This window comes from Isoptericola sp. S6320L (assembly GCF_023015685.1).
Classification (GTDB): Bacteria; Actinomycetota; Actinomycetes; order Actinomycetales; family Cellulomonadaceae; genus Isoptericola; species Isoptericola halotolerans_A.
Genome location: NZ_JALKAT010000005.1, coordinates 20,605 through 37,230, shown reverse-complemented (window position 1 = coordinate 37,230; position 16,626 = coordinate 20,605). Strand labels below are relative to the sequence as shown.

General features: G+C 66.7%; 17 protein-coding genes. 9 read left to right on the top strand and 8 right to left on the bottom strand.

What is annotated here, in order from left to right:
- Positions 1 to 10: 10 nt before the first annotated feature.
- The 3 genes from wecB (MWU57_RS04540) to MWU57_RS04530 all read left to right on the top strand — a co-directional run bounded on the left by wecB (MWU57_RS04540) (position 11) and on the right by MWU57_RS04530 (position 2,813).
- Complete coding sequence (wecB, locus tag MWU57_RS04540; protein WP_106266037.1) at positions 11 to 1,090, top strand: non-hydrolyzing UDP-N-acetylglucosamine 2-epimerase; 1,080 nt, start codon at positions 11 to 13, stop codon at positions 1,088 to 1,090.
- A gap of 238 nt (positions 1,091 to 1,328) precedes the next feature.
- A complete protein-coding gene (locus MWU57_RS04535; protein ID WP_246907529.1) occupies positions 1,329 to 2,003 on the top strand; it encodes a hypothetical protein in 675 nt (224 codons plus the stop codon).
- A 69-nt stretch (positions 2,004 to 2,072) separates the two neighbouring features.
- Positions 2,073 to 2,813, top strand: coding sequence for a putative capsular polysaccharide synthesis family protein (locus tag MWU57_RS04530; protein ID WP_106266034.1), 741 nt, complete (start codon positions 2,073 to 2,075; stop codon positions 2,811 to 2,813).
- 313 nt (positions 2,814 to 3,126) lie between these two features.
- Here the strand turns inward: MWU57_RS04530 and MWU57_RS04525 are convergent, their stop codons facing one another.
- From MWU57_RS04525 to MWU57_RS04510, 4 genes are read right to left on the bottom strand one after another with little or no spacing between them, the layout of a single operon-like run.
- The gene (locus MWU57_RS04525) at positions 3,127 to 4,764 is read right to left on the bottom strand and encodes a DUF6270 domain-containing protein (RefSeq protein ID WP_246907527.1); all 1,638 of its coding nucleotides are present in this window, start codon (positions 4,762 to 4,764) and stop codon (positions 3,127 to 3,129) included.
- Positions 4,761 to 5,903: a non-hydrolyzing UDP-N-acetylglucosamine 2-epimerase gene (gene wecB / locus MWU57_RS04520; RefSeq protein WP_246907690.1), complete on the bottom strand. Its 1,143-nt coding sequence runs from the start codon at positions 5,901 to 5,903 to the stop codon at positions 4,761 to 4,763. Before wecB (MWU57_RS04520) ends, MWU57_RS04525 begins: the two co-directional genes overlap by 4 nt.
- A gap of 28 nt (positions 5,904 to 5,931) precedes the next feature.
- Positions 5,932 to 6,879, bottom strand: coding sequence for an ABC transporter ATP-binding protein (locus tag MWU57_RS04515; protein ID WP_106266032.1), 948 nt, complete (start codon positions 6,877 to 6,879; stop codon positions 5,932 to 5,934).
- The gene (locus MWU57_RS04510; RefSeq protein ID WP_246907523.1) at positions 6,866 to 7,807 is read right to left on the bottom strand and encodes an ABC transporter permease; all 942 of its coding nucleotides are present in this window, start codon (positions 7,805 to 7,807) and stop codon (positions 6,866 to 6,868) included. The genes MWU57_RS04515 and MWU57_RS04510 overlap by 14 nt, the downstream gene beginning before the upstream one ends.
- Positions 7,808 to 7,938: 131 nt before the next feature.
- Between MWU57_RS04510 and rfbB the strand changes: the two genes are divergently transcribed.
- A complete protein-coding gene (gene rfbB, locus MWU57_RS04505; protein WP_246907520.1) occupies positions 7,939 to 8,934 on the top strand; it encodes a dTDP-glucose 4,6-dehydratase in 996 nt (331 codons plus the stop codon).
- Positions 8,935 to 8,938: 4 nt separating this feature from the next.
- Here the strand turns inward: rfbB and rfbC are convergent, their stop codons facing one another.
- Entirely contained in the window at positions 8,939 to 9,556 is a 618-nt protein-coding gene (gene rfbC, locus MWU57_RS04500; RefSeq protein ID WP_246907518.1) for a dTDP-4-dehydrorhamnose 3,5-epimerase, read from the bottom strand.
- Between the two features lie 79 nt (positions 9,557 to 9,635).
- Here rfbC and rfbD point away from each other — a divergent pair, with 79 nt between their 5' ends.
- Positions 9,636 to 10,469 (top strand): dTDP-4-dehydrorhamnose reductase, encoded by an 834-nt coding sequence (rfbD, locus tag MWU57_RS04495; RefSeq protein ID WP_246907689.1) that lies wholly within the window; start codon positions 9,636 to 9,638, stop codon positions 10,467 to 10,469.
- A 1-nt stretch (position 10,470) separates the two neighbouring features.
- Here rfbD and rfbA read toward each other — a convergent pair whose 3' ends face one another.
- Positions 10,471 to 11,334, bottom strand: coding sequence for a glucose-1-phosphate thymidylyltransferase RfbA (gene rfbA / locus MWU57_RS04490; RefSeq protein ID WP_106266026.1), 864 nt, complete (start codon positions 11,332 to 11,334; stop codon positions 10,471 to 10,473).
- 197 nt (positions 11,335 to 11,531) lie between these two features.
- Complete coding sequence (locus tag MWU57_RS04485; protein ID WP_246907517.1) at positions 11,532 to 12,179, bottom strand: DUF3800 domain-containing protein; 648 nt, start codon at positions 12,177 to 12,179, stop codon at positions 11,532 to 11,534.
- Positions 12,180 to 12,333: 154 nt separating this feature from the next.
- Between MWU57_RS04485 and MWU57_RS04480 the strand changes: the two genes are divergently transcribed.
- The gene (locus MWU57_RS04480) at positions 12,334 to 12,963 is read left to right on the top strand and encodes a hypothetical protein (RefSeq protein ID WP_125206487.1); all 630 of its coding nucleotides are present in this window, start codon (positions 12,334 to 12,336) and stop codon (positions 12,961 to 12,963) included.
- A 6-nt stretch (positions 12,964 to 12,969) separates the two neighbouring features.
- Here the strand turns inward: MWU57_RS04480 and MWU57_RS04475 are convergent, their stop codons facing one another.
- Positions 12,970 to 13,338, bottom strand: a complete 369-nt coding sequence (locus tag MWU57_RS04475; protein WP_106266021.1) for a hypothetical protein — start codon at positions 13,336 to 13,338, stop codon at positions 12,970 to 12,972.
- A gap of 114 nt (positions 13,339 to 13,452) precedes the next feature.
- Here MWU57_RS04475 and MWU57_RS04470 point away from each other — a divergent pair, with 114 nt between their 5' ends.
- The 3 genes from MWU57_RS04470 to MWU57_RS04460 all read left to right on the top strand — a co-directional run bounded on the left by MWU57_RS04470 (position 13,453) and on the right by MWU57_RS04460 (position 16,608).
- Positions 13,453 to 15,081, top strand: a complete 1,629-nt coding sequence (locus tag MWU57_RS04470) for a DUF2142 domain-containing protein (protein WP_106266019.1) — start codon at positions 13,453 to 13,455, stop codon at positions 15,079 to 15,081.
- Positions 15,082 to 15,155: 74 nt separating this feature from the next.
- Positions 15,156 to 15,830 carry a helix-turn-helix domain-containing protein gene (locus MWU57_RS04465; protein ID WP_106266017.1) on the top strand — a complete coding sequence of 225 codons (675 nt, stop codon included), beginning with the start codon at positions 15,156 to 15,158 and terminating at the stop codon, positions 15,828 to 15,830.
- Entirely contained in the window at positions 15,802 to 16,608 is an 807-nt protein-coding gene (locus MWU57_RS04460) for a hypothetical protein (protein ID WP_106266015.1), read from the top strand. Before MWU57_RS04465 ends, MWU57_RS04460 begins: the two co-directional genes overlap by 29 nt.
- Positions 16,609 to 16,626 lie beyond the last annotated feature (18 nt).

Genomic DNA, 16,626 nt, shown 5'->3' with positions numbered 1-16,626 from the left:
AGAGATTTAAATGACAGAGCGCACCGACCTGGTCCACGTAGCGGGTGCACGCCCAAACTTTCCGAAGCTCGCACCAGTTCATCGTGCGCTGGCCAATCTTGACGTGAGTCAAAAGTTGGTTCATACGGGCCAGCACTTCGACGAGCAGATGTCAGGTGTATTCTTCCGCGAGTTGGAACTCCCTGAGCCAGACATCAACCTGGGCGCGGGTGGCGGAAGCGGGATTCAGCAAATTGCCCGAGCAATGACCGAACTTGAATACTTGCTCACTGAACTGCAGCCAAAGTGGATCGTTGTTTACGGCGATGTCAATTCGACCGTCGCATCCGCCCTGGTGGGTGCACGTATGGGGATACCTGTAGCGCACGTTGAGGCTGGTCTGCGCAGTTTCGATCGGCGCATGCCTGAAGAGATCAACCGTATCGTCACGGACCAGATCTGCGACCAACATTTCGCTACGAGCCAGGATGCCGTCGAGCATCTGTTGAACGAAGGTGTGCTCGAGGCGGGCATCCACTTTGTTGGCAACCCCATGATTGACACGCTGCTCCGAAATCACGACCGTTTCGACGTATCGGCGATCAAACGGAAGTTCGGCCTAGAAGAACCATATGCGGTTGCCACGCTGCATCGTCCCTCAAACGTCGATTCCAGTGATGATGCCAGGAATATCGTCGGCGCGCTACACTCGGTCGCTGATGTGATTGAGATCGTCCTACCTCTGCATCCGAGGGGTCGTGCCAGATTGCTAGGCGCCGGCCTAGATGATCACGCTAACGTGCGCGTGGTTGATCCGCTAGGCTATGTCGACTTCATGAGCCTCGTGCGCGGTTCTAACGTAACGATTACCGATTCTGGCGGCGTACAGGAGGAGACGACGATCTTCGGCATCCCTTGTCTCACACTCAGAGAGAACACAGAGCGCCCCGTGACAATTTCTCACGGAACAAACCGACTTGTATCTCGAGAATCTCTCGGACGGGCGGTTGGTGAGGTGCTCGCAGCGGTACCTCAGCCAAGATCCGTTCCGCCTCTGTGGGATGGCAATGCGGGGTCTCGAATTGCTGTCAAGTTGCATCAACTGCTGTGATTCCTGCGTCGTCTATATCAAGGTTTCAAAGGAGATGATTCGCTTGACTACAGCATCGATGCCTCGGGTAGTACCTGATCTAGGTCGATACGAGGCTGAGCAAAGGCCGCACTGGGCTCGAGACGACGCGGCACCGGGTAGGTTCGTCAGCAGTTCGTCGATTCGCGATGACATAGATTTGTTCTACTTCGCCGACCTCCGAGAATCAGATGTACTCCGTGTCAACCTGCATGGAGCCGTGCGGCCGACCGACACATATCCCCGTTTTGATCGAATCGGCTCGTCGACGGGTACCGGCGACTCCTTCGTCTCGTTTGCTGATCCCACTTTGGCACTGAGCCCTGAGCTCCGGCTCGGATGGTATCTGGGGGCATCCGGTTGGGATCCGATTCACTCGATGGTTAGCGTTGTTCAGAGAGCTCTTGAGGTGAGTGGCGCGAAGTCGCTGATTTTTGTTGGCGGCTCGGGAGGCGGTTTCGCAGCGCTGAGGACTGCTCTACATTTCAAAGATGCGAGAGTGTTCTGCTTCAATCCGCAAATTGACGTCTCTGCGTATCACCCTCGCGCGGTCGAAAACTACGTCCGCATTGCACACGGCGGGAACGCTGAGAATGCTTTCGAGGCCGATCCTGCGCGCACCGATATGGTTCACGCTTACCGTGACGCGAACTCGCGGCCCAAGGTCTTCTACTCACAGAATATTTCGGACGCCTTCCATATTCGGAACCACTATCTTCCGTTCAAGCGATCGATGTCCGTCATCGGCGCGGACGGCACATCGGCAGACGGGCAGATCAGGTTCCATCTATACGATTCGGAGAGAGACGGCCACGCTGCGCCCGCGCCCAGAGAGTTTCGGAGCCTGTTCTCGCAAGCCGTCGACTGGTATAGGGCGGACAGCCCCATCCCGTAGCGTTCGAGGATCCATGGCAGGACCGTACCGACTCTTCACATTCTGACGTTGAGTAGGTAGAGTACTTGCATGATTGTGCTGGTACTGACTATGGGTAGGGTTGGTTCGTCTGCGACTCACCGGGCATTGGCCGAGTTATCGGATGCCAAGGCATTCCATATTCACCACATCGCGCGCGACTCGTTGAATGCGTTGCGCCGGCCGGACGGTCAGTCAGCGCGACATGTCCAGGACGGATTGATGGTGCGAGAAATTCTCGAGGCCGAGCCGGATAGGCCGGTGAAGATCATCAGCTTGGTACGTGATGTGGTGGCCCGAAATCTCTCGGTCGGTTTCGCCCGTTTGAGGCGCCTGGGGGACGGCCCGGATGAGTTGCGGGCACTGTGTCGTGACAGTTCTCTCACGTCGCGAATATGGCGTAACGTGGATTTCCGCGCGCCTCTGTCTTGGTTCGATCATGAGATTGGTAGCCAGTTCGGCATCGACGTTTTCCAAGGGGAGTTCGATGGATCGGCGACGTTCACTCACGGCCGCTCCGAGTTGATCGTACTCCGGTCCGATCTTGACAACGCCAGCAAGAGCAATGCACTGACGTCCTTTCTCGGTTCTCGGGTCGAGGTTGGTCAGATGTCCACGGCTACTCAAGACGGTGGTGAACTTCGGAGTGTATACGACGAGTTCGCGCGTACAGTCCCATGGTCAGGACGTGATCTTCGAGAGATGGCAGAGTCGCGCGTCATGCAGCACTTTTTCTCGGTCACGGCAGACGCGTATGTGGAGGAGTGGGCGCACAAGCTTGGTATCAGCTAGTCGTGTCGCCGCGCTCTTTCGCGAGGCGCACCGGAGACTTTCCTTCAGTCGATCCCACACCCTGTCGAATGACCAGTCGAGCAATAATGAACGGGCGCCATGTGGGGTCACTACGTGGTGAGCCGAGGGGTCGAGCCGCGCAGGCGTTCGAACCGCTGATTGATCGCACGTTGCCTGTGCCGGGAGATCGAAGAAGGCCAGCGCGACAGCACGACCTGCTCTCAGTCGTCTACTTGTCGGTAAGCACTCGGGCGTTGACCTGCGGTATTGACCGCGCCGTGAAGCACGCTACTCGGCTCGAGTATGCCATGGACTATTGAGCTTCGCGTATCAGCGAATCGAGATCAGACCATTCGGGCAGATCGCGACCCATGAGCCTCTGAACAAACTCCACATCGCGACGATATAGTTCGTGGAGGGCGATGATTTCTTGAGGGCTAACGGGCGAACGCTCCTTGAATGCCTCGAGCCAGGGCTTTTTCGGTATGAGTGGAGCGGATTCGGAACCGGAGTCGGGCTGCCCATGTGGCGAGGCCCCAAGCCTGTTCAGAATGCTCGAAATGCACGATTGCGGCCCGTTAGCAAGATCGTCGTACAGGATCACGTCGATTCGATCCTCGCCCAGTATCGAAGCCCAATGTTCGAAGTGGCGCCGGTAGAAGCCGAGATCGACAAGGCCGAAGTTCGGCGAGGCGCGAAGTATCCCCCTATTTAGGTCCAGCTTTCCTACCGAGAAATAGTGCCAGTACGCCGCTATTGCGCGCGCCACTGGTTCTCTGAGAACGAGGAGAACTCTCGTGTCCGGCGGGCATTGCCGGTTGATATTCTGTGGCGTATTGGGTTTTTTGGGTCCGAACGGGCTTCCTTCTGAATGCCAAAAATAGTCCGATGTGCAGTCGACGCGCCATGCCGCCTGCTGTCCGGCCTGAAATGAGTCCCGGTATGCTGCCTCCTCTTTTTCGCTCTTGAGACGGTTGGGCCTGTTGAAGTAGGACTTGCCCTTGCCTTTGGCGACAAAGAAGTCGGGATGGGTGTCTAGTTGCCGGGCGATCCATTCGGCGCCAGCCTGCTGCGTACCGGCAATCACAAGGTTCGGCATGCCATGATCGGATGGCGCTGCGTTGGCCGAATGCTGCGACTTGGCGACACCTGTCATGAGTTCTGCAGAGGAGGCCTCGCCTCCTGCACTAGTGGTATCGGACTGTTCCCAGATTCTCCGCCCTTCGGCGCCCGCGATCGCCCAGACGATTCGCATATAGACGTCTTCGGTGTAGTGGAATGGGGCGTCGCCCCACGGGTGGGTAGGATTCGAGAGGACGTCGTCCTGAGATAGGGAGATGACCTCCGCGCCAAGCGCCTGAGAGGCCGCCTGGATGTAGGCTCTTAAAATCGGATTGGCGGTGCTTGCCGAAACTCCAAAACTGCTTGGGGTTGGATGGCCGCCTTCGCCGAACTCTGCCCAGGGCACGTCGAGCAGGACAACTGCGGCGCGAGGCATGTGTTGCCGGAAAAGTTCCCCGACCGTATCCATGCCCTGGGACCAGTACTGAAAGTGTTGATCGCTCCCGAATGGGAGATGCTGGGTCCCCGCAGGCAGGCGTGCCTCTGCCCCGGACTCGATAAGCTCCGTTGAACGGGTCACTACGGATCCGTCTGGCAGCACATAGGCCCCAAGCCGTTCGTCGGTCAGGTCAACCAGCACTAGGTCTGTCTGTGCAGCCGCCTCGGGAATCAGTGACTGCAGATTGGAGGCGTAGTCGCCGGAAACCATGCGTTGTTGGAAAGGTGAATCCAGCGTCGGTGGCTGGATCATCGTGACTGGCCGGGTATAGGCACTGAGGGCTGACTGCCGAGCCACATACTGGACCAGTTCAAACTGCTCAGGATCGAAGTGCTCGAAGGTGTCACGCGAAACGCACGAACCGTAGATGAAGACGCGGTGCTTGCTCATCGGGCGAACTCCATTTCCCAGTCTTCGGCGCGCTCGCCGGACCCCAGCAGGTGGCCGATCGACGTTTCTGAGCGCGCGGCGCTCCGGCCGTCGCCGTAGGGGTTGACGGCCCGCGCCATTGCCTCGTAGGCGGCGGCGTCCGAGAGCAAGGTGGTCACCTCGTCGACGATGCGCTCCTCGTCGGTGCCGATGAGCTTGACGGTGCCCGCATCGACGGCTTCCGGTCGCTCCGTGTTCTCGCGCATAACGAGCACCGGTTTGCCGAGGCTGGGCGCCTCTTCCTGCACACCGCCGGAGTCGGTGAGGACCACGGTGGCGAGAGAGAGCATGCGCGTGAACTCACCGTAGGCGAGGGGTTCCGTCACGGTGGCGTTGGACAGGCCGTCCAGGTGAGGCAAGACCGCCCGCCGGACCACCGGGTTGCGATGGGCCGGCAGGACGATCTCGACATCCGGGAACGTCCGAGCCAGGCGGGCGAGCGCACGCCCGACACCTTCCATCGCACCGCCCCAGTTCTCACGGCGGTGGGTGGTAACGAGGAGGATCCTGCAGCCGGAGTCGGCCAGGTCTTCCAGGTTCGTGTCGGTGAACGGTGCCTTCTTCTCGACGGTCATCAGCAGTGCGTCGATGACGGTGTTGCCGGTCACCACGATGTCGTCCGCGGCGACGCCCTCACGCACCAGGTTCTCCTTGCTGGTGGATGTCGGCGCGAGGTGGAGAGCCGCGATCTGCGAGGTGATCTTGCGGTTGGCCTCCTCCGGGAAGGGCGAGTTGATGTTGCCGGAGCGGAGGCCGGCCTCGACGTGCACCACCGGGATCCCGCGGTGGAAGGCAGCGAGGGCAGCTGCCGTGGACGTCGAGGTGTCGCCCTGGACCACCACAGCAGCGGGCTTCTCGCTCTCCAGCACCGGGTCAAGACGCTCAAGAACGCGCGCGACGATCGTCGAGAGGGACGCTCCGTGCTGGAAGATGTCGAGGTCGTGGTCCGGTTCGATGCCGAACAGCTCGTTCACCTGGTCGAGCATCTCGCGGTGCTGTCCGGTCACGACGGTGACCGAGTCAAGTGAGTCGCTCTCCTCCAGGGCCTTGATGACGGGCGCTACCTTGATCGCTTCGGGCCGTGTGCCGTAGACGGTCATGATGCGCGGGCGCGTCGACTCCACTGTCTTAGCTCTTTCCTTTGTCCTGGCGCCTGGCGGCACTCTGCGGTCGCACGTGCCGGGCGTTGTACTGCCGGGGCGCCTTGGGCTCCTCGACGTGCACGTAGGTCTGCTCGCGCTCGGCGAAGGCGCGCTCGATGATGGTTCGGGCCTCGTCCGGCTTGTCCTTGGCCACGGCCCACGCCCACTTGCGGTAGCGCAGGGCGACGTCCTCCGCAGGGCCGTCGAGGACGAGGCGGCCGTGGTTCAACCAGATGGCCCGTGTGCAGGTCTCTTCGATGGTCTGAGCCGCATGGCTCACGAGGAAGACGGTGCCGGCACCGTCTCGGAGTCCCTGCATGCGGGCTTCGCTGCGCTCCCTGAACGCGGCGTCGCCGGTCGCGAGGGCCTCGTCGATCAGCAGGATGTGGGGGTTGGCGGCGGTAGCGATCGCGAAGCGTAGCCGCGCTCCCATGCCGGACGAGTAGGTCTTCATCGGGAGGAAGATGGACTTGCCGAGCCCCGCCAGCTCCTTGACCTCGGGTATCGCGGCCTCCGCCTGTTCAGGCGACAGACCCATGGCGAGGCAGCCCAGTCGGATGTTCTCCTCGCCCGACAGGTCGGGCACGAGTGCGGCGTTGACCCCGATGAGGACGGGCGTACTCTCCGCGAGCACCTTGCCCTTCGCGGGGTTCTCGAGTCCCGCGATGATGCGCAGCAGGGTGCTCTTGCCGGAGCCGTTCTGCCCTACCAGGCCGATCTGCTCCCCGGAGCGGGCGACGAAGGAGATGCCGGACAGCGCCCGGACGAGGACCTTCGGATCGTTTCCCAGCACGGCGCGTGCAGCGCGCGAGATCGGGTTGGTGTGTCGCCGGCGTTCGGCGGCGTCGGTCGAGGGCACCCGATACCGCACATGGACGTCCTGGACCGCGACGGTCGCGTGCGCGAACGGGTCGACCTGATCAAGCTCGGCCATAGGACTCCTCCCCCTGCCAGAAGAAGAGGAACCCGACGACCAGAGCACCGACGGACCACGACGCCAGCCCGACCCAGGTCGCCACGTCGGGAACGGTGGCGTACAGCAGGCAGTCGCGTGCGGCGTCCAGCACCATGTACATCGGGTTGGCCTCCATGAGACCGGTGATCCACGGGTACTGCTCGAAGCGGTCGATCGAGAAGAAGACCGCCGAGGCGTACAGCCAGAGACGCATACCCACGCTGATGAGCTGCGAGAGGTCGGGGAGCACGGTGGTGAGCCGCGCAAAGAGCAGCGTGATGCCCGTGGCGAGCAAGGTCTGGAGGGCGAGCACCAGCGGGAACAGCAGCGCGGCAGTGGTCCACGTCTCGTCCTCGGGCAGGAGCACGATCAGGAGCAGCATCGCTGCGATCGTGGGTGCCAGATTGAGCAAGCCTCGCAGCACGACGGAGATGGGCAGGGACGCGCGGGGGAAAGTGAAAGCGCGGATCAGGTTGCGTCCGCTCTGGATCGACTTCGCGCCGCCCGTCACGCACTGCGTGGTGAACTGGAAGAGAAAGACGCCGATCACCAGGTATCCGAGAAAGTTGTCGATACCACGGCTCGTGTCCAGGATCAGCCCGAAGATCAGGTAGTACGCCAACCCGTTGAGGATCGGGTTGATGATCATCCACGCCTGGCCCAGCACCGTCTCGCGCGTGCCGCTGGTGACCTTGGCGCGGGCCTCGGCCCAGAGGAAGTGCCGCCGGCTCCACAACTGGCCGATGTACTGTCGGATCGGTGGCCGCGCACCGACCTGCTTGAGGCGCCCCGTGGACACCACCTCGAGCGAGGTCGCCTGCTGGCGGAAGATCTCGGTGTACAGGTCCGCCACGTCGGCCGACGTCGCGCTCGACGTCGGATGTTGCGCGGGAACCGGGTTGCTCATCGCGAGCATCTTAGATGCCTCGGCATCCTTTCGGTCCGCTTCGTGTCGCATATCGGGCAAGGAAGCGGCTCCCGGGCCCGCATCCGGGTCGGTAGCCTGGTGCCACCTCGTGTCGATGGAAGTCGGGTCTCATGCGCGTACTCATCACCGGCGGCGCCGGATTCATCGGCGCCAACTTCGTCCACCAGACGGTGCGTGAGCACCCGGACGTGCAGGTCACGGTGCTGGACGCCCTCACTTACGCCGGCGACCGTTCTTCTCTCGCGTCCGTCGCCCGCGCCATCAGCTTCGTCGAGGGCTCCGTGGCCGACGCCGACCTCGTGGACCGCCTCGTGGCCGAGTCGGACGCCGTCGTGCACTTCGCCGCGGAATCTCACAACGACAACTCGCTCGACGACGCGTCGCCGTTCGTCCAGACAAACCTCGTCGGGACGTACACGCTCCTGGAGGCCGTCCGGAAGCACGGCGTGCGGTTCCACCACATCTCCACCGACGAGGTCTACGGCGACCTGGAGCTGGACGATCCGTCAAGGTTCACCCCCGAGACGCCCTACAACCCGTCGAGCCCGTACTCGTCCACGAAGGCGGGCTCCGACCTGCTGGTACGGGCCTGGGTGCGCTCGTTCGGGGTGCAGGCCACCATCTCCAACTGCTCGAACAACTACGGGCCCTACCAGCACGTCGAGAAGTTCATCCCGCGCCAGATCACCAACCTGATCGACGGCGTGCGCCCCAAGCTGTACGGGGCCGGTCTCAACGTGCGCGACTGGATCCACGTCGAGGACCACAACGCCGCGGTCTGGGCCATCCTCGACCGCGGGAAGGTCGGGGAGACCTACCTCATCGGCGCGGACGGTGAGACGAACAACCTCCAGGTGGTGCGCACGCTCCTCGAGGTGTTCGGCCGCGACCCCGACGACTTCGAGCACGTCAACGACCGTCCGGGGCACGACATGCGCTACGCGATCGATGCCAGCAAGCTGCGCGACGAGCTCGGCTGGACGCCGCGCTACACCGACTTCCGCGCCGGCCTGGAGGCGACGGTCGACTGGTACCGCGCGCACGAGGCGTGGTGGCGGCCCGTCAAGGCTGCGGTCGAGGCGAAGTACGCCCGGACTGGCCAGTGAGACCTCAGGCCCGCAGGGTCGCCAGGTAGTCGTTCACCGCGTCGAACGACGGCAGCAGGCCCTGCTGCTCGGCCTCGTGCAGGCTCGGCGCCGCCGTGTCCTTCTCCGAGAGCTGCGGCGTCAGCGCTGACCCGTCACGCGCCGTCGTCGGCCACTCGATGCCCACGGTCGCGTCCAGCGGGTGAATACCGTGCTCACGTTCGGGTGCGTAGCCCGACGAGCAGAGGTACAGCACCGTCGAATCGTCCTCCAGAGCCATGAACGCATGGCCGAGGCCCTCGGGGAGGTAGATGGCCCGCCGGTCGGTGTCGTCGAGCAGCACCGAGTCCCAGCGGCCGAAGGTGGGAGAGCCCACGCGGACGTCGACCACGACGTCGAGCACCGCACCCTTGGCGCAGGTGACGTACTTCGCCTGGCCCGGCGGGACGTCGGCGAAGTGGATTCCGCGGAGCACCCCGGCGGCCGAGACGGAGCAGTTGGCCTGCTGCAGGTCGAGCGGGTGGCCGACGGCCTCGACGAACGGGCCGGACTTGAACCACTCGAGGAACACCCCGCGCGGGTCGCCGAACTGCTGCGGCGTGATCTCCAGCGCGCCAGGGACGGCGAGCTCTCGGAACTGCACTGGTAGACCTCCCGGGCGTCGACACTCCGTGGCCCCTAGGATGCTACGCGTGCCTTCCGTCTCGCAGTCGCAGCGCTGGATGGTCGTCGGCGCCGGCGGGATGCTGGGCCGCGATCTGATCGCCGTGCTCGAGAGGGCCGGCGTCGACGTGGTCGGTCTGCGGCACGCCGATCTCGACGTGACGGACCCCGAGGCCGCGCGTCGAGCGCTGGCCGATGCCGACGTCGTCGTCAACGCTGCCGCCTGGACCGACGTGGACGGCGCCGAGACCCGCGAGGCAGAAGCGTTCGCCGTCAATGCGACGGGAGCGGCCCACGTCGCGCGCGCGGCGCGCCTGGCGGGAGCAAGGCTGGTGCACGTCTCCACGGACTACGTGTTCGACGGCGGCGCCACCGAGCCGTACGCCGAGAAATCGCCCGTCGCCCCGCGGTCCGCCTACGGACGCACCAAGGCGGCGGGGGAGTGGGCAGCGCGCGCCGAAGCGTCCGACCACCTGATCGTCCGGACGGCGTGGCTCTACGGGGCGCACGGCGGCTGCTTCCCGAAGACGATGGCCCGGCTCGCGGCCGAGCGCGACCAGCTCGCCGTCGTCGACGACCAGGTAGGCCAACCCACGTGGACGAGGGACCTCGCCGAGCTCGTCGTCCGGCTCGTGGCCGCCGGGGCGCCGGCCGGGATCTATCACGGGACCTCGGCCGGCCAGACGTCCTGGTACGAGTTCGCGCGGCGGGTCGTGGCGTCGGCTGGGCTGTCGACGCCGGTCGAGCCGACGACGAGCGACGCGTTCCCGCGCCCCGCTCCGCGGCCCGCCTACTCGGTGCTGGGGCACGACGCCCTGCGTGCGGCCGGCGTGGAGTTGATCGGCGACTGGGCCGAGCGGTGGGGCGTCGCGGCGCCCGAGGTGCTCGCGTAGGTCAGTCGTCGAGCAGGCCGAGCAGGTAGCTGCCGTAGCCGGACTTCACGAGCTTCTCGGCGCGCACGCGGAGGTCGTCGTCGGACAGGAAGCCCCGCCGCCAGGCGACCTCCTCCGGCGAGCCGATCTTCAGGCCCTGCCGCTGCTCGATGGTCCGCACGAAGTCACCCGCCTCGAGGAGCGAGTCGAACGTGCCGGTGTCCAGCCACGCCGTCCCGCGGGGCAGCACCTCGACGTGCAGCTTGCCCTCGGCCAGGTAGGCACGGTTGACGTCGGTGATCTCGTACTCGCCGCGGGCCGAGGGCCGGATGTTCTTGGCGATCTCGACGACGTCGTTGTCGTAGAAGTAGAGGCCGGGCACCGCGTAGTTGGACTTCGGCACGAGGGGCTTCTCCTCGAGCGAGATGGCGTGCCCGGCGTCGTCGAACTCGACCACGCCGTACGCCGAGGGCTCCGCCACCCGGTAGGCGAAGATCGAACCGCCGTCCACGTCCGAGAAGCGTTGGAGCTGGTCACCCAGGCCCTGGCCGTAGAAGATGTTGTCGCCCAGCACGAGCGCGGCCGAGTCGTCCCCGATGAACTCCTCGCCCAGCACGAACGCCTGCGCCAGCCCGTTCGGCTCGACCTGGACCGCGTACTCGATCGAGATGCCGAACTGGGAGCCGTCACCGAGCAGGCGCCGGAACTGCTCCGCGTCGTGCGGCGTGGTGATCACCAGGATGTCGCGCAGGCCCGCCAGCATCAGCGTCGACAGCGGGTAGTAGATCATCGGCTTGTCGAAGACCGGCACGAGCTGCTTGCTCACACCGAGCGTGATCGGGTGCAACCGTGTGCCGGAACCGCCGGCCAGGATGATGCCGCGCATAGACGGGATGATGTCACGTCTCGTCGCCGACCAGCTCGGCGATCATCGCCGGGCAACGGGGTGCAACGTGATCCGAGTGTCGGTGTCGCTGGGGTAGTAGCGGTGGGCCCGTCGGTGTAACCTGAATGACGCAGGACGCCGAAAGGCCTCCCGCATCGCCTTAGACCCCGCCACGTGCGGGGTCTTCGTGCTTCTGGCTACGGCCGCCAGACCCACTGAACCCGGACTGCGGGTTCGATGTGCCCCCACATTCGGTCCAACGCGACACGGGCCTTCGGGTTCGTCTCCCGGACAGTGCAGCGGCGCCGGTAGACGAAGGTTGCTAGATCGATCGCCTGGAGCAGGCGACTGTGGGCGGAAGGGCCGAAGTGGATCGTGTCGATCACATTCGGCAGAGTGCTGCTCTGATATCCGGGTGTTCCTGTTCGCCGGTAGTCCCGGAAATTCGTCCGATGACGGTCCTGAGCGTGGACCTCGTCGGCGACCACGACCGCGTACTCGTTGTCCGCCCGGCAGGCTTCGTTGATGCTCTCCAGCAGGTGCCCGAGAGTGATGTCGTGGGGCGGGAACGGATCTACGTAGCGTGCGATCTGAGCCTTGACGTCCATGCCTCGGAACAGGATCTTGGCTCCTGATCCGCCGATGATCCGGAGCGCGCGGTCGTACACGTTGATCTGTTGCCGCATCGCGAGCTTTGCCCAGTCGCCCTTCCCATGGAAGAGCTCGTACCCGTGAAGTTCTGCCTCGCTCGCGAGGCCGGACTGCGACGCGTCCGTCGTGACCAGCTCGTCCAGGCCCTTCTCGATGGAGCAAGCGGCGTCAGTGTCGACGAGCAGCGCGCCCAATCAGAAGAACGTGTCCTTGACGTACGACTCGTCGACTTGCCACGCCAAAGCAGCCGTGCGCTACGGTGACGGCCACCACAACCGAAAACGGCCCCGCCAGGTGCTACCAACACCAGACGAGGCCTGACCACCTAGAGAGAGTGGAGCTCTCCAGATGGCTAGCGCCGACGATATCAGCGCGCCCCCGGCACCCCCGCCGCCGGTGCGACTCAACTCCCGTGCGCCCCTGTGGCGCCTCATCGACGCCCTCGCCGCCGCGGGCTGGGGCGACCTGCGCGACGCCCCGCAGAGCGTGCGCTCCTACCTCCTGGCGCTCGCCCGGATCGCCGACGCCCGCTCCGGCATCGCCGAGGTCACCGACGCCCAAGCGGCCGAGCGGGCCGGGCTGTCCGTCCGCACCATCATCCGGGCACGCACGTGGCTGCAGGACGCCGGCCTCGTCGTGATGGTCCGCCGCGGTGCACGGCAGGGGCTGCGCGGGGTCGCGTCGCTCCTCGCGGTCACCAAGCGCGCGTTGGTGGCCCTGCTGCCTGCCGCGCGACGCGCCAAGGACGCTCGCACCCGCCGTCGGGCATCCCGGCCGGGCGGCGCTCCCAACCTGACAGGACGGCGGCCCTTCCCCTCCTGGCGGAGGAAGACGGCGCCGCCCCCGCGGCGCACGCCGGGCCCCTCGCCCGTGCAGCGCCAGCTCCTCGCCGACGCCGCGGCGGCGGCAGCGCACCCGCCGCGAGCCGCGACGATCGCCGCCGCCCGAGCGGCTGCCCGCACCGCGGTGCGGCGATGACGAGACTCAGCCCGCCAGCCGGTCCTTCGGCACGGACAGGCGGACCTCGTCGTCGACGACGTCGGCGATCTGGTCGGCCTCGACGTACCGGTCGCCGGTGAACACGCCCTTGGCGTCGACGCGGAGGAACCCGATCCGCAGCAGGCGCTCCTGTGTGTGCTCGTCGAGCTGGGTGCCCGCGCCGAAGGCGTCAGCCAGCAGGGACAGCGGGTCGTCTGCGCCGGAGTCCATGCCCTGGCCGCTCGAGGTGGTGGCGCCGGCGTCGCCCATGCGCACGGCCTCGACCTTGCCGACCGTCTCGCCCTCGACGTCCACGACGCGCATGCCCTCCGTCACGTGCCGGATCGGTCCCTCAGGTCCCGCGAAGTCCGTCATCTGAGCTCTCCTCCCTCGTGGTGCTGCTGTTCTTCCGACCGTGGCCCGGAGGCCGTCTCGTCGCATCCGGGGGCCCTGGCGGCTGCGCACGCCCGTCACTGGCACACTGTCCCTGTGACGCGTGACACGCCGCCGTGCGAGCGTGCCTACCGCCGCACCCTCGCCGTCCTGACGATCGCCGTGGCCCTGTGGGCCGTGGCCTGGGCCGTGCTGACCCCCGGGTTCCGCTCGCCGGACGAGCAGAACCACCTCAACAGCGTGGTCCGGATCGCCTACGGCGGCGGCTGGCCCGAGCCGGGGGCAGCGCACTTCGCGCCCGTCACGGACCAGGCCGTCGCCGAGGCCGCCTACCCCGCAGACCTGCCCGGCCGCTGGCGGTACCGGGAGCACGCGACGCAGTTCGTCGAGCTCACACCCGTGCCCGCGGACGAGCGCGTGCGCATCAGCACGGACAACGCCCTGCCCGCCCCGGGCACCAGCGCCACCGTGGACCAGATGACGCAGCACCCGCCCGCCTACTACGCCCTGGGCGCGGCGGTGCTGCACGCCACCGGCACGGCCGACGCCCGCTGGGACGTGGCGCTGCTGACCCTGCGGCTGCTCGACGTCGCCCTGTTCGCCGCCACCGTCCCGCTCGCCGCCGCCACCGCGCGCCGTCTCACCGGCTCCCGCGCGGCGGGCCTGGTCGCCGCGCCGTTCCCGATGCTGATCCCGCAGGTGGGGCACATCCTCGGCTCGGCGAACAACGACGCCCTCGTGGTGCTCACCGGCGCCGTGGTCACCTACCTCGCCGCCCGCGTGGTCACCGGGGACCTGCGCTGGCGCGTCGCCGCGGCCATCGGCCTCGCCCTGGGCATCGGCCTGCTCACCAAGGTGATGCTCGCGTTCGCCATCCCCACGGTGGCGCTCGCCTACCTGCTCGCCCCCGGCCCGCGCAGCCCACGAGCGGGGCCGACGACGGCGGCCCGGAGCGTGCGCGGGCTCGCCGCCCTGGCGCTCGCCTTCGTCGTCGGCGGCTGGTGGTGGGCGCGCAACTGGATCGTCTACGGGGCCGTGCAGCCGGTCGGGCTGCCGCGCGACTACTCGGGGATGACGCCGGTGCCCCGCGAGGACGTGCTCTCCGACGCGGTCGGCCGCACCGCCCAGGCGTTCTTCGGCAACCTGTCCTGGCTGGAGGTGCGGCTGCCCGGTGACCTGGTGGCGGCCGGCTCGGCGCTGCTGATCGGCGCCACGCTGATCGCCGTCGTCGTGCCCGGGGCGCGCCGCGGCTCGCTGGTGATCGCGCTGCTGCCCGTCGGGCTGGCCGGCGCGGTGATCGTCAACGCGGTCCGGAGCTGGTCGGAGACGGGAGTGCTCGTCGCCCTGCAGGGCCGGTACGTGTTCGGCGGGCTGACGGCGCTCGCGGCGCTGCTGGCCGTGGCCGTGTGGCAGGTGTGCCGCCGTCGGGAGCGGGCGGTGGCCGTGGCCGTTCCGGTCGTCACCGTGCTGGCCGTGCTGGCGGCGGTCTCGGGCCTGGTGTGGGCGTTCGTGGCCATGTACCGCGGGCCGGGGGAGCCGGTGGGTGCCGCGTGGGAGCGCTGGGCGGCGTGGAGCCCGCTGACCGGGCCGGTGATCGCGCTCGTGCTGGTCGTCGCGGGTGTCGGGATGGTGAGCGCGGTGGTGGCCGCGGCGCGGTGGCCGGCTGCGGCGGGCGCGGGTCGGGGCGACGTCGTGAAACCTCACGCATCACGGCCTGATGCCTGACTTTCCGCGACGTCGGCTGGGCTTCTCTTGCTCAACTATGGAAACTAGTCTTTCGATGGCGATAGGCTTGTGTCATGTCGGAGATCAGCGTGGCGCAGGCCGCGGACCTCATGGGTGTCAGTCCCGTGCGGGTGCGCCAGCTGGCCGCGTCGGGAGCGATCTCGGCGCGGAAGGTCGGCAACCAGTGGCTCGTGGAGCCTCGTTCGGTACGTCGGGTCCCGCCGGTGACTCGCCCCATGGCTCGACGGACCGCCTGGGGGCTGCTCGAGCTCTCGGCGGGCCGCTCGCCCGGATGGCTCGACGCTCATGACCGTCACCGCCTGCGCAAGCAGCTCTCGCGCCTGGCTGACGACCCGGAGTCCGCGCGGCTCGCCGCGTCATGGCTCTCCCGGCGAGCTGAACGTCTCGAGCTGCGCACCGCCGTGCAGCTGCCGCTCGACGACCGCCGTCTCGTGCCGTCAGGGGTCAGCGATCCGCGCGCCAAGATCTCGGCACCGGGCTTCTTCGAGGGATATGTGCACGCTGACGAGCTCGACGAGGTGATGGCCGATCACGAGCTCGTCGAGGCAGGCTCGCGACCGGGCAACGTCGTCCTTCACGAGGCCCCGCTGATGCCTGAACCGCCCCTGCCGTTGCTCGCCACCGTCGCCGACCTCGTCGAGCACGGTCCAGGTCGGGAGTACGCCGTGGCGCAACAGCTCATGGAGGAGGTGCTCTCCCGTGATCGTGCTGCCCCGGTCCAGCGCTGAGCTCGAACGCGCATGGGGACTGCTCTTCGACCTCCAGATGGCCATGCCGGACGACTGGACGATCGTCGGCGGTCAGATGGTGCTGCTGCACTGTGCCGAACGAGGGGCTTTCCCGACGCGAGCGACCGACGACCTGGACGCCGTGCTGGACGTCCGCGCCAACGGCCAGGTCCTGCGCGACTTCACCGCACAGCTGTACCAGCGGGGCTTCCGGCCCACCGGCACCTCGCCGCAAGGGCACCAGCACCGGTGGAAGGCGGGTGATGCGACCATCGACGTGATGATCCCGCGGCATGTCGGCGCCCGCGCTGCGAGCCGCACCGGGATCACCAACGCGACGACGCTCGAGACCCCGGCCGCCCAACAGGCGCTCGACCGCAGCGAGGCCGTCGAGATGCGTGCGGGCGACCACCAGGGGGTCGTCAACCGGCCGAGCATGCTCGGCGCCCTGGTCGCCAAGGCGGCGGCCAGCACCGTGGCACTGGACGTGGGCCGGGACCGCCACCTGATCGACTTCGCGACTCTTGCTGTCATCGCTCGCGCCGCGGACGGGGTGCGGAACGCGACGAAGCGCGACCTTGACTACCTGGGGCATGCGCTAGGTGCGCTCCGCGGCCGGCCCGACATCGTGGCGTCCGTTCCCGGCGCCGACGACGGCGTCGAGCGGGTGCGCCGCGCGTTCCAACTGGCGCGGGAACGTGTGACGGGTAGCCAGGGGTCGACGGCGTCGCAGAACAGGCCCGGCTGGGTCCCGCCCGGTGCGGCCTCCCGTGGCTAGACTCGCGCAGGTCAGCGC

Coding starts and splice junctions, on each gene's coding strand:
- wecB (WP_106266037.1), top strand. CDS start 11: ATGACAGAGCGCACCGACCTGGTCCACGTAGCGGGTGCACGCCCAAAC.
- MWU57_RS04530 (WP_106266034.1), top strand. CDS start 2,073: ATGATTGTGCTGGTACTGACTATGGGTAGGGTTGGTTCGTCTGCGACT.
- MWU57_RS04525 (WP_246907527.1), bottom strand. CDS start 4,764: ATGAGCAAGCACCGCGTCTTCATCTACGGTTCGTGCGTTTCGCGTGAC.
- wecB (WP_246907690.1), bottom strand. CDS start 5,903: ATGACCGTCTACGGCACACGGCCCGAAGCGATCAAGGTAGCGCCCGTC.
- MWU57_RS04515 (WP_106266032.1), bottom strand. CDS start 6,879: ATGGCCGAGCTTGATCAGGTCGACCCGTTCGCGCACGCGACCGTCGCG.
- MWU57_RS04510 (WP_246907523.1), bottom strand. CDS start 7,807: ATGAGCAACCCGGTTCCCGCGCAACATCCGACGTCGAGCGCGACGTCG.
- rfbB (WP_246907520.1), top strand. CDS start 7,939: ATGCGCGTACTCATCACCGGCGGCGCCGGATTCATCGGCGCCAACTTC.
- rfbD (WP_246907689.1), top strand. CDS start 9,636: ATGGTCGTCGGCGCCGGCGGGATGCTGGGCCGCGATCTGATCGCCGTG.
- rfbA (WP_106266026.1), bottom strand. CDS start 11,334: ATGCGCGGCATCATCCTGGCCGGCGGTTCCGGCACACGGTTGCACCCG.
- MWU57_RS04480 (WP_125206487.1), top strand. CDS start 12,334: ATGGCTAGCGCCGACGATATCAGCGCGCCCCCGGCACCCCCGCCGCCG.
- MWU57_RS04475 (WP_106266021.1), bottom strand. CDS start 13,338: ATGACGGACTTCGCGGGACCTGAGGGACCGATCCGGCACGTGACGGAG.
- MWU57_RS04465 (WP_106266017.1), top strand. CDS start 15,156: ATGTCGGAGATCAGCGTGGCGCAGGCCGCGGACCTCATGGGTGTCAGT.